The following is a 15,131-nucleotide window of genomic DNA, read 5'->3' on the forward strand; positions in this document are numbered from 1 at the left end:
ATATACGGTCCAACCCCCTAAGCGGCCTTGATTCCAGGAGATTGGCATGCGTTTGACGAAACAGACCAATTACGCCGTGCGCATGTTGATGTATTGCGCCGCCAATGACGGACACCTGAGCCGTATCCCGGAAATTGCTAGAGCGTACAGCGTATCCGAGCTGTTCCTGTTCAAAATCCTGCAGCCGCTGACCAAGGCGGGCCTTGTCGAAACCGTTCGTGGCCGCAATGGCGGCGTTCGCCTCGGCAAGCCCGCGACCGACATCAGCCTGTTCGACGTCGTCCGCGTTACCGAAGACAGCTTCGCCATGGCGGAATGTTTCGAGGATGGCGTCGTGGAATGTCCGCTGGTCGACAGCTGCGGTCTCAACTCGGCACTGCGCAAGGCACTGAACGCCTTCTTCGACGTGCTGACGCAATATTCCATCGACGATCTCGTCAAGGCCCGCCCGCAGATCAATTTCCTGCTCGGCCTGACCGATCAGGATCACCGGGCAATTGCGAAGAAGCCTTCGGTCGCCGCTCCCGCTGCCTGATTCTGCTTCGAGTTGCAGAGCGCTTTCCATCCGTGGTTGCCACCGGCAGCCGCGGATTTTTGTTTTTTGAGGCCCGTATGGCGGCCTTGGATGATCGGCATCTCGCCACGAGAAAGCATGAAATCGTCCTGAATCTGATAAAATCACGCAAAAATCTGGCAGAAAATTACCAATTCAGAGGTTTTTTCGGCCGAAAATTTCCAAACTCGGAAAATTGGAAAAAATTTAGGCGGGGCTTGTTGCTTTCAAACATAAAATAAAGTTCCATCGGCGCGATCCGAATGGGAACCTCTGGGGTATCCACGGCTTCAAAAGAATAACAAATCTGGGAAACGATATCATGAAAAAGATTTCTGCCCTGCTGGCAGTGACAGCCTTGGCTTCGGTCATGGCAACGTCCGCCTGGTCGAAAACACTTGTCTATTGCTCGGAAAGCTCGCCGGAAGGCTTCGATCCGGGAATGTACACGGGAGGCAATACATTCGACGCCTCTTCGCGTACCGTTTACAGCCGTCTCGTCGAATTCAAGCACGGTGGCACCGAGATCGAGCCGGGCCTTGCCGAAAGCTGGACCGTTTCCCCCGATGGCAAGGAATATACGTTCAAGCTCCGCAAGGGCGTGAAGTTCCAGACCACCGATTTCTTTACGCCGACGCGCGACCTCAACGCCGATGATGTCATCTTCGCCATCGGGCGCCAGATCAGCGCAGACAGCCCCTGGGCCAAGTACGTCGCTGGCGGTTCTTATGAATACGCCGACGGCATGGGCTTCCCCAAGCTGATCAAGTCGATCGAGAAGGTCGATGACCTCACCGTGAAGTTCGTGCTGAACCGCCCGGAAGCGCCTTTCCTCGCCGACCTGGCCATGGACTTCGGCTCGATCCTGTCGAAGGAATATGCAGACAAGCTGCAGGCCGACAAGAAGATGGAGCAGATGAACCAGCAGCCGCTGGGCACCGGCCCGTTCACCTTCGTTGCCTACCAGCCTGATGCCGTCATCCGCTACAAGGCAAACGAAACCTACTTCAAGGGCAAGGAAAAGATCGACGATCTCGTCTTTGCAATCACGCCGGACGCATCCGTTCGCGCGCAGAAGCTGAAGTCTGGCGAATGCAACATCATGCCGTACCCGAACGCGGCCGATATTAAGGACCTCAAGGCCGACAAGAACCTCAATGTTCTCGAGCAGGCTGGTCTGAACGTTTCCTACCTCGCCTATAACACGCTGGTTGCTCCGTTCGACAAGGTCGAAGTGCGCAAGGCGCTCAACATGGCCGTCAGCAAGCAGGCCATCGTCGACGCCGTGTTCCAGGGCTCTGCCAAGGTTGCCACCAACCCGATCCCGCCGACCATGTGGTCCTACAACAAGGAAGTGAAGGACGACGCCTACAACCCGGACGAAGCCAAGAAGCTGCTTGAAAAGGCTGGCGTCAAGGGTCTCAGCATGAAGATCTGGGCTATGCCGGTTTCGCGTCCTTACATGCTGAATGCGCGTCGCGCTGCCGAGCTGATGCAGGCAGATCTGGCCAAGATCGGCGTCAAGGTCGAGATCGTCACCTATGACTGGGCTCAGTACCTGAAGCTCTCCTCCGCTAAGGACCGCGACGGTGCGGCCATCCTCGGCTGGACCGGCGACAACGGCGATCCGGACAACTTCCTTGACACACTGCTCGGCTGCGATGCCGTCGGTGGCAACAACCGTGCACAGTGGTGCAACAAGGAATTCGACGATCTGGTGAAGAAGGCCAAGCAGACGGCTGACGTCAAGGAGCGCACCAAGCTCTATGAACAGGCCCAGGTCATCTTTAAGCGCGAAGCACCATGGATGACGATCGATCACTCCGAAGTCTTCATGCCAATGACGAAGAACGTCACCGGCTACTTCCAGGATCCGCTCGGCGTTCACCGCTTCGACGGCGTCGATATCGCCGAATAACAAAAAATCTGTGAGAATGCCCGGCTAGGACCGGGCGACCCGGCGGTCAGACACTCTGTCTGACCGCCGGAAAAATTTGGACAACTGTCATGTTGCGATTTCTTCTCAGCCGCCTTGCGGTGTTGATCCCGACATTCCTTGGCGTGTCGATCGTTGCCTTTTCTTTCATTCGCCTGCTTCCTGGCGATCCAGTGATGCTGCTGTCGGGCGAGCGCGTCATGTCGCCGGAACGCCACGCGCAGATCTCGCATGATCTCGGCTACGACCAGCCGATGGTCGTTCAGTACGGCAAATATGTCTGGAACGCCTTGCAAGGCGACCTCGGCACCTCGATCACCACCAAGCGTGACGTGCTGACGGACTTCCTGACCTTCTTCCCGGCCACGCTCGAATTGTCGATCTGTGCGATGATCCTGGCGATCTGTCTTGGTATCCCGGCCGGCGTGTTCGCCGCCGTCAAGCGAGGGACCTGGTTCGACCAGAGCGTCATGGGCGTCGCCCTGGTCGGCTATTCAATGCCGATCTTCTGGTGGGGCCTGCTGCTGATTATCGTTTTCAACGGCTATCTGCACTGGACGCCGGTTTCTGGCCGCATCGGCCTCATCTATTTCTTCAAGCCGATCACCGGCTTCATGCTGATCGACAGCCTTCTGTCCGGTCAGAAGGGTGCCTTCTGGTCCGCCTTCAATTCGCTGATCCTGCCGACGATCGTGCTTGGCACCATCCCGCTCGCCGTCATCGCGCGCCAGACGCGCTCCGCCATGCTCGAAGTGCTCGGTGAAGATTATGTGCGCACGGCGCGCTCAAAGGGTCTTTCGCCTCTGCGCGTCGTATCCGTGCATGCGCTGCGCAACGCCATGATCCCGGTCGTCACCACGATCGGCCTCCAGGTCGGCGTGCTGCTCGGCGGTGCCATTCTGACGGAGAGCATCTTCTCCTGGCCGGGCATCGGCAAATGGATGATCGATGCAGTCTTCAAGCGCGACTATCCGGTGGTGCAGGGTGGCCTGCTTCTGATCGCCGGTATCGTCATGCTCGTCAATCTCGCTGTCGACTTGCTCTACGGCTTCGTCAATCCACGCATTCGTCACTAGGAGCGGTCCATGAGCACGGTAAGCGTCAAAACCGACCGTCCTTCCGCTCTCGCGGAGTTCTGGTATTACTTCTCTCGCAACAAGGGCGCCGTCATCGGCCTTGTGATCTTCCTCTTCGTTCTGTTCCTGGCGATCTTCGCCGGCGTCGTGGCGCCGCATAATCCCGATGTCGCCTACGGCAGCGACATGCAGCGCTTGCCGCCGGCATGGGTACAGGGCAGCAACAGCAGCTTCCTGCTCGGCACCGACGCCAACGGCCGCGATCTGCTGTCGCGCCTCATCTATGGCACGCGGTTCTCGCTGTTCATCGGTCTCGTGGTCGCCTCGCTTTCGGCGCTCGCCGGTATCCTGATCGGCCTCGTCGCCGGCTACGTGCGTGGCCGTACCGACACGATCATCATGCGCATCATGGACATCATCCTTGCCGTCCCGTCGCTGCTGCTCGCCCTGGTGCTGGTGGCAATCCTCGGGCCTGGCCTGACGAACGCCATGATTGCGATCTCCATCGTCAACCAGCCGCATTTCGTCCGCCTGACACGCGCTTCGGTCATGACCGAACGCGACAAGGAATATGTCATCGCTTCGCGCGTCGCCGGCGCCGGGTCGCTGCGGCTGATGTTCAAGACGATCCTGCCGAATTGCCTTGGGCCGCTGATCGTGCAGGGCACGCTTGCCTTCTCGGCCGCCATTCTCGATGCGGCGGCACTCGGCTTCCTCGGCCAGGGCGCCCAGCCGCCGACGCCGGAATGGGGCACGATGCTCGCGGACTCGCGTGAATTCTTCCAGAGCAACCCTTGGCTCGTTACTTTCCCCGGTCTCTGCATCCTGATCACGGTTCTCGCCATCAATCTGATGGGCGACGGCCTGCGCGATGCGTTCGACCCGAAGCTGAAGAGGTCGTAATGGCACTCCTCGATATTGAAAATCTATCCGTTGAATTCCAGACTTCGTCCGGCCTGTTCCGGGCTGTCGATGGCGTCTCGCTGACATGCGACAAGGGAGAAATCCTGTCAATCGTCGGCGAATCCGGCTCCGGCAAGTCGGTCTCCATGCTTGCCATGATGGGACTTCTGCCCTGGACGGCAAAGATCACCGCCGACCGCATGATGTTCGATGGCAAAGACCTTCGCGGTATCTCCGCCCGTCAGCGCCGCAAGATCATCGGCAAGGACATGGCGATGATCTTCCAGGAGCCGATGTCGAGCCTCAATCCGTGCTTCACGGTCGGCTTCCAGCTCGGTGAGACCCTGCGTATCCATATGGGCCTCGACCGCAAGGCGCGCCGCGAACGCTCGATCGAGCTTCTGAATCTCGTCGGCATCCCCGCACCAGAGGATCGCCTGTCAAACTTCCCGCACCAGATGTCGGGCGGTATGAGCCAGCGCGTCATGATCGCCATGGCGCTCGCCTGCAATCCGAAGCTCCTGATCGCCGACGAGCCGACCACCGCGCTCGACGTGACCATCCAGGCGCAGATCCTCGATCTGCTCGTGCGCCTGCAGCGGGAACAGGGCATGGCGCTCGTGCTCATCACCCATGACATGGGTGTGGTCGCCGAAACGGCGGAACGCGTTCAGGTGCAGTATGCCGGCCAGAAGGTCGAGGAACAGCCGGTCAAGGAGCTGTTCCGTGATCCGCATCATCCCTATACGGCGGCACTTCTCTCGGCTCTGCCGGAGCGCGCCGAAGTCGGCGAGCGTCTGCCGTCGATCGCGGGTGTCGTTCCCGGTCAGCATGATCGGCCGACGGGCTGTCTCTTTGCGCCCCGTTGCTCCTTCGCCACGCCGGAATGCGATAAGGGCGTCACGCGCCAGGGCGCTGAATTCGGCCTGACCCTTTGCAACTATCCGCTGGAACATGGCAAGCCGCTCGGTCATCCCGGCATTGCCGCCACGCAATCTGCAGGAGGTGCCGCATGACCGGCGCTGTTCTCGAAGGGCGCGATCTCGCCCGTTTCTACACCATCAAGCGCGGCAGCTTCAAACCGGAGGCGACCGTCAAGGCGCTGAACGGCGTCAGCTTCAGCCTGCAGTCGGGCCGCACGCTGGCCGTCGTCGGCGAATCCGGCTGCGGCAAGTCGACCCTTGCCCGCCTGGTCACCATGATCGAAAATCCGACGGCGGGCGAATTGCTGATCGATGGCAAGCCGGCGCGGCTTGGCGACCGCAGCCTGCGCAGCGCCGTGCAGATCGTGTTTCAGAACCCTTATGGCTCGCTCAACCCGCGTCAGAAGGTCGGTTCCATCCTGGAAGAGCCACTGAAGATCAATACCGATGATGATGCCGCCACCCGCCGCCGCAAGGCCGAGGAGATGATGGCGCGTGTCGGCCTGCGCCCGGAGCACTATGATCGCTACCCGCACATGTTCTCCGGCGGCCAGCGTCAGCGCATCGCCATTGCGCGCGCCCTGATGCTGCGGCCGAAGGTGCTGGTGCTCGACGAGCCGGTTTCCGCGCTCGACCTGTCGATCCAGGCGCAGGTTCTGAACCTTCTGATGGACCTGCAGAAGGAGATGGGCCTCGCCTATCTCTTCATATCGCACGGCCTTTCCGTCGTCCGCCATATCGCCGACGACGTGATGGTGATGTATCTCGGCCGCCCGGTCGAAACCGGTACCGCCGAAGAGGTGTTCAGCCGTCCGCGCCATCCCTATACGGCAGCGCTTCTGTCGGCGACGCCGATCGCCGATCCGGACCGCGAGAAGAACCGCATCCGCCTGCAGGGCGAGCTGCCGTCGCCGCTCAACCCTCCGACCGGCTGCCACTTCAATCCGCGTTGCTGGCGCGCTCAGGACAAGTGCCGGCAGGTCGCGCCGGAACTGGCGGGCGATGGCTCGCACAAATTTTCCTGTTTCTTTCCGCTGGATTGATCCAAGTTGCGAATCGGGCATGGCTGGCAAAGCGACCATGCCCGATTCAGTTCAATCATTCCGGACAGGCCCGATGCAGGATAATCAGGATACTCCTCTCGCCATCATCGTGATGGGCGTGAGCGGCAGCGGCAAATCCTCGATCGGCGAGGGTGTCGCAGCCAGGCTCGGCATTCACTTCATCGAAGGCGATGCGCTGCATCCGGCGGCCAATGTTGAGAAGATGAGCAAGGGCATTCCGCTCACCGACGAGGATCGCTGGCCCTGGCTCGAAAAGATCGGCCAGGAAATCGCCGCAAGCCTGGCCAAGGGGGAAGGCATCGCCGTTTCCTGCTCGGCGCTGAAGCGGACCTACCGCGAGCGGTTGCGAGCGTCCGCCGGCGGCCATCTCTATTTCATTTATCTCCACGGCTCGAAGGAGCTGCTGACGAAGCGCATGGGCGAGCGCAAGGGACATTTCATGCCCGCATCGCTGCTCGAAAGCCAGCTGCAGACGCTGGAAGTGCCGACCGGCGAACCCGGCGTCGTAACCGTCGACATCGACGATACGGTCGCGGCGATCGTCGATGCTTCCGTCAGGAATCTCCAGGCTATTCTCTCGAACTAAAGCTCACGGCGCAAACCGGTTTGGGCTGTAGGCTGAGATGTCGATGAGCGGCTTCTCGCCGGTTATGAGTTCGGCAAGCACACGGCCGGTTACCGGGCCGAGCGTCAGCCCATGATGGGCGTGGCCGAACGCGAACCACAGGCCGTTGTGCCGCGGCGCCTTTCCGATGATCGGCATCATGTCCGGCGTGCAGGGGCGGGCGCCCATCCACGGCTCAGGATCGAGCCTTTCGCCAAGCGGGAAGGCGGCGCGCGCAAGCGCCTCGGCGCGGGCGAGCTGTACTGGCGTTTTCGGCGCATCGCGCCGCGCGAATTCGGCGCCGGTCGTCAGCCGGATGCCGCGGCTCATCGGTGCCAGCAGATAGCCGCTTTCGGCATCCGCCATCCAGTTGTTGAGGACGGCATTGCCTTCGGTGGCATAGTGCATGTGATAGCCGCGCTTCACACCGAGCGGGAAGGCATAACCGAAGCGTTTCGTGACCAGATCGGCCCAGGGACCGAGTGCGACGACGACATCTTCCGCTTCGATGGATCCCTCAGCCGTCACCATTCTCCAGGCAGATCCCGACATGCCGAGCGAAACGGCATCGCCGGTCGTCACGCGGCCGCCGATGCTCTCGAAGTAACGGCGATAGGCTGATATCAGTCCGTGCGGATCGAGCACCGACCACGGGTCGCGCCATCGCAGGGCGCCAGAAAAATTGCCCCTCAGATGCGGCTCTGCCGTCGCGATCTCCGCGCTGCTCAGAGCCTCGTAACTGATACCGAATTCGCGGTTGAGGCGTTCCGCCTCGGCAAATTCCGCATCGCGCTTCTCGTTCGAGCGGTAGAGCTCCAGCCAACCGTCCTTGCGAATGAGGTCTTCGGCATGCGCGGCTTCGATAAGGTCGTGATGTTCGCTGATGGAGTGCTCGATCAAAGGCGCATAGGCGCGCGAGATCATCTGATGGCGCTTGGTATTCGAATTCCACCAGTAGCGGGCCAGGAAGGCGAGCTGTGAGGGCAGGGCGCGCAGATGATAATGCGCATCGACACGATTGTTGAGGGCATAGCGCAGCAGCAGGCCGAGTTGCTGCGGAAAACCATAGGGCACCACGCCCTCGCGCTGGATGAGGCCGGCATTGCCGAAGGACGTCTCTCGACCGGGTTCTTTGCGGTCGACGAGGACGACCTGGCGCCCCCGCCGCTGCAGATGGATTGCCGTCGAAACGCCGACGATGCCGGCGCCGAGAACGATTGCGTCCTTTGTCATTTTGTCCTGCTATTCGCATATTCGTTGCATGGTAGCGCGGCCCAGCCGAAGGTTGGCTACCATTGCGTGAACAGCGCTCTAAGCATCGAAAATGCCTGCCAAATTTCGATGGTGCAAACGAAAAATGTAGTCAGGTCACAGTCTGTTTCAGACAGGCGTTTTCGGCGCGAATGCGGATCGCAAGAATGATGCCGTTCAAGAGCGAGAAGAGCACTGCGTAGAGCGGCAAGCCGAAGCAAAGCGGCAGCACGGCGATCTCGCCGGCGACAACAGCATAATTGGGATGGTTGAGGAAACGATAGGGACCTCCCTCCACGAGAGGGGCATACGGCAGGATGATGATCCGGGTCGTCCAACGTTCCTTCAGCGTTGCCAGAACCCAGAGACGCAGGCCCTGCAGCAACATGAACAGAAGAAGCCAGCCAAGCGCGACCGGTCTGCCGATCGCCAGCAACCACAATCCGAGCAGCCAGGCCGCATGCATCGCCACCATCAGGGGATAGTGTTCGGATGCGCATTCCCTGCCGCCGCGGGCCAGAAGGGCAACGGTGTTGCGTCTGGCATAGACCAGCTCCGCCAAACGTTGCAGCGTTACGAAGCTCAAGAGTGCGATCGACGGCCACAGCATCATGAAACCCTCTTCAGCGTGATGCAGCTTGCCGAGAAGCCGGGGCCAAGGGCTAGCAGCGCTGAAAGTCGCGGCAGGCCTGCCGCGATCGCCCGTTCGAGGACGAACAGCACCGTCGGCGAAGACATGTTGCCGTAGTCGCCGATAACCTCCCGCTCGATATCGAGAGACCCTTCCTTCAGGCTGAGGGCCGCCTCCAGTGCCGCCAGCACCTTCGCTCCACCGGGATGACAGATGAAGCGGTCGATGTCGGATATCAAGAGTCCGGCTCGCTCGAGGATACCGGCGACCGCGCCTCTCAAATGCGCCTCCGCAAAGGTAGGCAGCGATTGCTCCAGCACGATACCGAAGCCCGTGTCGTCGATCTTCCAGCCCATGATGCCGAGACTGTCGGGGAAGAGGTGTTCGCCCGTCGATACGATTTCCGCAATGCCGCCGTCCCCAGTGCGCAGCACGCAGGCCGCGGCGCCGTCGCCGAACAGCGCGGTCGCGATGATGTTGGGCCGTGTCAGTTCGTCCAGGCGAAAGGCAAGCGAACAGAGCTCGATCGCAACGAAGAGCACGACCGCGCCGGGCCGGCTCTTTGCCATGTTCGTCGCGACGGCAAGACCGGAGATGCCTGCCGCGCAGCCAAGCCCAAAGATCGGTACGCGCTCGATATCGCAGCGGAAACCCAGCTCTCCGGCCAGCCGCGCTTCGAGGCTCGGAGTCGCTAGCCCGGTCGATGAGGCCGTGACGATGCAATCGACTTCTCCGGCGTCAATGCCGGCGCGTTGCAGCGCCGAGGTTGCGGTCCGGCGGAAAAGCTCGGATGCGACCTCCGCGTAAGCGCCCATGCGATCCTGCCAGCCATGCGGCTCTTCGAACCAGGAAAGCGGCCGCGCCAGATGGCGCTTGCGAATGCCGGTGCTCTCGAACACGCGGGCGAGATATTTGAAGTCCTGAAATCGATCCGAGAACAGCCGGCTTGCCGTCTCGGCGGCATCCGTCTGGAGGATGATGTTGTCGGGCGTTGCCACGGCGAGGCTTAAAAGTTTGACGGTATCGGTCACGGGGGTCTCCTGTGGCCCTTCGAGGGCACTCTGTGGAAACACGCGATGGCACCGGCTTATTCGGTGCCGCAGCAGTCACGAAAGAGTGACGGCTCCCCCTGCGCCGCTCGCGCGAAAATATTGCGCGGCGTACCGAATAAAGTTGGCAGACGGTGTGTTCTCCACCCGCAACGTTCATTTGCCAAGGAGACATTCCATGAAGACCAATAGATTCCGCCTGGCTGCCATCACGATCGGCGTCGGCCTGGCCGTTGGCGCCTTCGCCATTCCGGCATTTGCAGCCGGCAATGATTCAAGCACGACGCCGACCTGCAAGAAGGGAGAAATCTACGACCAGAAGAGCCAGAAATGCGTGAAGCAGCAGGGCGCAAACGTCACAGACGAAAATCGCGCCGACTACGCCTATTCACTGGCTAAGAAGGATCATCGCTACCAGGAAGCTCTCGCAGTTCTGGACACGATGAAGAACCCGAACACGGCCGAGGCGCTGAACTATCGCGGCTATGCCACCCGCAAGCTCGGCCGTACGGATGAGGGTATCTCCTACTACACCAAGTCCGTCGCCATGGATCCGAAATATACGCTGGTGCGCGAATATCTCGGCGAAGCCTATGTCATCAAGGGTCGGATGGATCTCGCCAAGGATCAGTTGAATACGATCAAGGCACTCTGCGGCAACACGACCTGCGAGGAATATCGCGACCTTCACGCCGCCATCCTGAACCCCTCCAGCATGTGATGACGATGTGAGGGCAATCATGAAGGCGATAAGCAGGGAGCTTTGCGAAGGCTATGGGAATGATGCCGGTCGCTCGTACCGCGATTTCTGCTTATAGTCGGACTGGATCGGAGCCGCCGAAAAGATCGGCGGCTCTCCGGAAAGCGGATGTCGCGGAGGATGTCATAGCGAGCGAAGACGATATCAGGATGGGCTTGTCCCAGCATCTGGCGCGGCTATGGCGTTACGGTGTGGTGCTGTCGCGCCAGCGTGATGTTGCCGACGATCTCGTGCAGGCGACCTGCGTCAGGGCCTTGGAACGGGCGTCGCAGTTCACGGCGGGCACACGGCTGGATCGCTGGCTGTTCGCCATCCTCCACTCGATATGGCTCAACGAGGTTCGCTCGCGGCGCGTGCGCATGGGGCAGGGCTTCGTCGATGCCGACGAGACGCTCGTGTTCGACGGCGCGCTGGAGACCGAAACGCATATTCTCGCCGGGCAGGTGCTGCAGCGCGTGCAGGCGCTGCCGGAAGCACAGCGCACGGCGGTCTTCCTCGCTTACGTCGAGGGGCTTTCCTACCGCGAAGTGGCCGAGATCCTGGAGGTGCCGATCGGAACGGTGATGAGCCGGCTGGCGGCCGCACGGACGAAGCTTGCGGAAAGCATGGGGGCAGTAGCCGGAGGGGTGTCTTCCGGTGGCGGGCGACTGGGGAATAGAAATGAGTGAGTTGAGCAAAGCACAAATGCCTACGGACGAGCAGTTCACCGCCTTCATCGATGGCGAGCTTGAGGATGCCGACCGTGAATGGATCGAACGATTGATCGCCGACGATGCGCGTGTGGCGGAGCGTTTTGAGTTTCTGTCGCGCAGCGCGCTGCCATTCGCTGATGCATTCGAGCCCGTGCTCGCCCAGGCGCCGGCAGCAAGGCTGGAAGCCATGCTCGCCACAATTTCATCGGCCGAAAAACTTAACGCCAGTACCGCCGGTATCGGTCGTCGCGGCTTCCTGGCTGCAATCGCCGCAAGCTTCGTAGCCGCCATTGCGATCGATCGCGGCGTGATCGCGGTCAACCGCCAGCTCTCGAAACCCGATGAAGACAGCGAATGGCGCGCTGCGGTGGCGGAATACCTCTCGCTTTATACGGCGGACACGCTAAACGCCCCAGCGGGTGATCATGCACAACAGGTTGCGCAGCTCGACGACGTCGGCAACAAGCTCGGCCTTTCTCTGGCGCCGGAAGCCGTCGCCATGCCCGGCATTGATTTCAAACGTGCCCAGATCCTGAACTATGACAGCAAGCCCCTGGCTCAGATCGCCTATCTCGACCCGGAAAGCGGGCCGATGGCGCTGTGTATCGTTCGCTCTGCCAAAGGCGCGGCTGCACCGGGTTCGGAAAGCCGCCGAGGCATGAACGTCGTCTATTGGTCGAGCGCCACGCATGCCTTCATGCTGATCGGTCACGCGCCGATCGATCGGATACAGCAACTTGCAGCTGATATCAGGTCGCGCCTGGTCGCCTGATGGCTGTTTGGGGCTCGGCTAAAATGGCGTGATTCAAAAAGAATTTGGCGAAAACCCATCCTGCTGGTATTCTTTGCCCAACGAAAATCGAACGAGTGCCAGCAGCATGCCTTAAGGGCCTTGCGCGGCGCGGTGGAAAAGATACGTGAGTGACCCCGACAGCGGCTCAGCGCCGCAGGCAAACGGGGCGTCAGCAGTAGAGCGCAGGAAGGATAAATCCTCCCGGCGCGCGAAGCGTAAGCGCGGCCATGGTCGCCCGAACGCTCATTCTGCGGAGGCCAGTCAGGCAGGCAAGTCCAGCCAGGCGGCGATGCGCCCAGTGGAAGATGAAGCCGGTTCTCCGGCCAAAAAGCGTAAGCGCCGACGCCGTGCGCGCGGTGGAGCACAAGGTGATGCGCAATCTTCCCCCCAGACACAGCACCCTTCATCAACGGCCGAGCATCGCGCTGCGGCGGATCATGGCCATCGGTCATCGCACAAGAGCGGCAAGAATAGGCGCAAGCATCGCAGCAAGCGTGGCCTGCAGGGCCGGCCGCTGGCGCATGAAAAAACCGCGCAATTCGTCGCTCCCACAAGTACATTAGCGAACGCGCAAGCGCCGGCTCACGACGATCACCGGCAGGTTAGGCAATCGCAGCCGCGACGTGAAGGTCAGGGCCAGCATCATTATGCCGAGGCCGATTCCCGTCCGCTCGACCTCTATGCCGCCCTCGATCTCGGCACCAACAATTGCCGGCTGCTGATCGCGCAGCCGACGCGCCCGGGCCAGTTCCGGGTTGTCGATGCCTTTTCCCGCATCGTGCGCCTCGGCGAGGGGCTTGGCGCCAGCGGCCGCCTCTCGGGCGACGCCATGGATCGGGCTGTCGAAGCCTTGCGGATTTGCGCCGCCAAGCTGAAGACACGCGAAATCCGCCGTATGCGGCTGATCGCTACCGAGGCCTGCCGCGCGGCCGACAACGGCGAAGCTTTCCTCGAACGCGTTACCGCCGAAACCGGGCTGCAGCTGGAGATCATCGATCGCGAGACCGAGGCGCGGCTTGCCGTTTCTGGCTGCTCGTCGCTGGTGGGACCGGAAGCGCGCTCGGTCGTGCTGTTCGACATCGGCGGCGGCTCCTCCGAAATTGCGGTCATCCGCATCGGCGAAAATCGTTCCAGCCGCCTTGCCAATCATATCACCCATTGGACCTCGCTGCCTGTCGGCGTCGTGACGCTGTCCGAAAGGCATGGCGGCCGGGACGTCACGCCGGAGCTGTTCGAGACGATGGTGTGCGAAGTGCAGCGCATGCTGGAGCGTTTCGATTGCCCGCCCGTGCAGGGGGCTGCGCGCGACAGCGCCGACTTCCATCTGATCGGCACATCTGGCACAGTGACGACGCTTGCCGGCGTCCATCTCGATCTGCCGCGCTACGATCGGCGCCGGGTGGACGGCGTCTGGTTGTCGGATGATGAAGTGAGCGCGATGCAGGCCAAGCTGCTGTCCTGGGATTTTGCCGGCCGGGCCGCCAATCCCTGCATCGGTCCGGATCGCGCCGATCTGGTTCTGGCGGGATGCGCCATTCTGGAGGCGATCCGCCGCCGCTGGCCGAGCCCGCGCATGCGTGTCGCCGATCGCGGCCTGCGCGAGGGATTGCTGACTGATATGATGGCGGATGACGGCGTCTGGCGGCGGGGCCGCTCGCGCAGGGGGCATCGACCGAGGGATACGAAGGGGCCGCAGACGTGACCAAGCCAACCATCGCCGGCAACCGCACGGGCCGCAAGCTCGGCCAGCGCGTCAAGAAAAAGAAGCTGAAGGCCTCCTCGCGGCAATGGCTGCAGCGGCACATCAACGATCCCTATGTGCAGCGCGCCCAGCTTGAAGGCTATCGCGCCCGCGCGGCCTTCAAGCTGCTGGAGATCGACGAGAAGCATCAGATTCTGAAGGGCGCGCGCCGCATCATCGATCTGGGCGCTGCACCGGGCAGCTGGTCGCAGATCGCCGCCAAGGTGACCGAATCGACCGAAGACGATATCCGCGTCGCCGCGATCGACTTCCTGGAAATGGCGCCCATTCCCGGCGTGACGATCTTGCAGCTCGACTTCCTCGATCCGGAAGCGCCGCAGCGGCTGATCGATGCCGTCGGCGGTACGCCCGATCTCGTCATCTCCGATATGGCGGCGCCGACCACAGGTCATCATCGCACCGATCACCTGCGCACCATGCATCTTTGCGAAGTTGCCGCGCATTTCGCCGTCGAAGTGCTGGGAGAGGGCGGGCATTTCCTTGCCAAGACCTTCCAGGGTGGCACGGAGCGCGATCTGCTGACCTTCCTCAAGCAGAATTTCCGTCAGGTCATCCATGTGAAGCCTGGCGCATCGCGAGCCGAATCGGTCGAAATGTTCTTGCTGGCGAAGGGCTTCAAGGGACGCAAGGCCGAAGAGGAAGCCGCGGAGGCTTGATCTGACTGACTTTTTCGTTGGATGATACCGTTTCCCAAGGCATCACGGACGATCAAGATTCAATCATGCTTCTCTACATAACGCTCGGTTCCAACGACATTACTCGCTCGCGCGGTTTTTACGACGCGGTCCTGCTCACGCTTGGCTATCAGTGCCTTCGCGAATCGGATGAGGAAATCGGCTATGCCGGTGAAGGCGATACGCGCTGCCGGCTCTGGGTGGTCAAGCCCTATGATCAGAGGGCAGCAACCATCGGCAATGGTTCCATGGTTGCCTTGAATGCCGAAAGCCGCGCTGCTGTCGATGCTTTCCATGCCGCGGCGCTCGCTAGCGGCGGCACCGATGAGGGAAAGCCGGGCCTGCGCTCCTTCCACGCCAATTTCTATGCCGCCTATGTCCGTGACCCCGACGGCAACAAGCTGAGTGCCGTCTGCGAAAGGCCGGAATAGGCTTCGATCGCGTCCAAGCGTCCGCCGGA

Annotated in this window: 16 protein-coding genes; 13 read left to right on the plus strand and 3 right to left on the minus strand. The window is 61.3% G+C overall.

Annotated elements, in window-relative coordinates:
* The first annotated feature begins 46 nt into the window (after window positions 1–46).
* From rirA to GGD46_RS00240, 7 genes are all read left to right on the plus strand, one after another.
* Window positions 47–535, plus strand: a complete 489-nt coding sequence (gene rirA / locus GGD46_RS00210; protein WP_184700643.1) for an iron-responsive transcriptional regulator RirA — start codon at window positions 47–49, stop codon at window positions 533–535.
* A 340-nt stretch (window positions 536–875) separates the two neighbouring features.
* The gene (locus GGD46_RS00215; protein WP_184700645.1) at window positions 876–2,471 is read left to right on the plus strand and encodes an ABC transporter substrate-binding protein; all 1,596 of its coding nucleotides are present in this window, start codon (window positions 876–878) and stop codon (window positions 2,469–2,471) included.
* Window positions 2,472–2,560: 89 nt separating this feature from the next.
* Window positions 2,561–3,565: an ABC transporter permease subunit gene (locus GGD46_RS00220; protein WP_184700647.1), complete on the plus strand. Its 1,005-nt coding sequence runs from the start codon at window positions 2,561–2,563 to the stop codon at window positions 3,563–3,565.
* Between the two features lie 9 nt (window positions 3,566–3,574).
* Complete coding sequence (locus GGD46_RS00225; protein WP_184700649.1) at window positions 3,575–4,468, plus strand: ABC transporter permease subunit; 894 nt, start codon at window positions 3,575–3,577, stop codon at window positions 4,466–4,468.
* On the plus strand, window positions 4,468–5,484 hold the full coding sequence (locus tag GGD46_RS00230) for an ABC transporter ATP-binding protein (RefSeq protein ID WP_184700651.1): 1,017 nt from the start codon (window positions 4,468–4,470) through the stop codon (window positions 5,482–5,484). The genes GGD46_RS00225 and GGD46_RS00230 overlap by 1 nt, the downstream gene beginning before the upstream one ends.
* On the plus strand, window positions 5,481–6,434 hold the full coding sequence (locus tag GGD46_RS00235; RefSeq protein WP_184700653.1) for a peptide ABC transporter ATP-binding protein: 954 nt from the start codon (window positions 5,481–5,483) through the stop codon (window positions 6,432–6,434). Before GGD46_RS00230 ends, GGD46_RS00235 begins: the two co-directional genes overlap by 4 nt.
* A 73-nt stretch (window positions 6,435–6,507) precedes the next feature.
* Window positions 6,508–7,041 carry a gluconokinase gene (locus GGD46_RS00240; protein WP_184700655.1) on the plus strand — a complete coding sequence of 178 codons (534 nt, stop codon included), beginning with the start codon at window positions 6,508–6,510 and terminating at the stop codon, window positions 7,039–7,041.
* Window positions 7,042–7,044: 3 nt separating this feature from the next.
* Here GGD46_RS00240 and GGD46_RS00245 read toward each other — a convergent pair whose 3' ends face one another.
* From GGD46_RS00245 to GGD46_RS00255, 3 genes are all read right to left on the minus strand, one after another.
* Complete coding sequence (locus GGD46_RS00245) at window positions 7,045–8,292, minus strand: NAD(P)/FAD-dependent oxidoreductase (protein WP_184700657.1); 1,248 nt, start codon at window positions 8,290–8,292, stop codon at window positions 7,045–7,047.
* A 130-nt stretch (window positions 8,293–8,422) separates the two neighbouring features.
* A complete protein-coding gene (locus GGD46_RS00250) occupies window positions 8,423–8,920 on the minus strand; it encodes an isoprenylcysteine carboxyl methyltransferase family protein (protein WP_184702174.1) in 498 nt (165 codons plus the stop codon).
* The gene (locus GGD46_RS00255; RefSeq protein ID WP_184700659.1) at window positions 8,920–9,972 is read right to left on the minus strand and encodes a type III polyketide synthase; all 1,053 of its coding nucleotides are present in this window, start codon (window positions 9,970–9,972) and stop codon (window positions 8,920–8,922) included. Before GGD46_RS00255 ends, GGD46_RS00250 begins: the two co-directional genes overlap by 1 nt.
* A gap of 196 nt (window positions 9,973–10,168) precedes the next feature.
* Here GGD46_RS00255 and GGD46_RS00260 point away from each other — a divergent pair, with 196 nt between their 5' ends.
* From GGD46_RS00260 to GGD46_RS00285, 6 genes are all read left to right on the plus strand, one after another.
* A complete protein-coding gene (locus tag GGD46_RS00260) occupies window positions 10,169–10,711 on the plus strand; it encodes a tetratricopeptide repeat protein (RefSeq protein WP_184700661.1) in 543 nt (180 codons plus the stop codon).
* Between the two features lie 62 nt (window positions 10,712–10,773).
* A complete protein-coding gene (locus GGD46_RS00265; protein WP_184702176.1) occupies window positions 10,774–11,418 on the plus strand; it encodes an RNA polymerase sigma factor in 645 nt (214 codons plus the stop codon).
* Between the two features lie 16 nt (window positions 11,419–11,434).
* Entirely contained in the window at window positions 11,435–12,214 is a 780-nt protein-coding gene (locus GGD46_RS00270) for an anti-sigma factor family protein (protein ID WP_184700662.1), read from the plus strand.
* A gap of 145 nt (window positions 12,215–12,359) precedes the next feature.
* Window positions 12,360–13,937 (plus strand): Ppx/GppA phosphatase family protein, encoded by a 1,578-nt coding sequence (locus tag GGD46_RS00275; protein WP_184700664.1) that lies wholly within the window; start codon window positions 12,360–12,362, stop codon window positions 13,935–13,937.
* Complete coding sequence (locus tag GGD46_RS00280; protein ID WP_184700666.1) at window positions 13,934–14,653, plus strand: RlmE family RNA methyltransferase; 720 nt, start codon at window positions 13,934–13,936, stop codon at window positions 14,651–14,653. The genes GGD46_RS00275 and GGD46_RS00280 overlap by 4 nt, the downstream gene beginning before the upstream one ends.
* Before the next feature lie 65 nt (window positions 14,654–14,718).
* Window positions 14,719–15,102 (plus strand): VOC family protein, encoded by a 384-nt coding sequence (locus tag GGD46_RS00285; protein WP_184700668.1) that lies wholly within the window; start codon window positions 14,719–14,721, stop codon window positions 15,100–15,102.
* Window positions 15,103–15,131: the final 29 nt, after the last annotated feature.

Source organism: Martinezella lusitana (assembly GCF_014207095.1).
GTDB lineage: Bacteria > Pseudomonadota > Alphaproteobacteria > Rhizobiales > Rhizobiaceae > Rhizobium > Rhizobium lusitanum_B.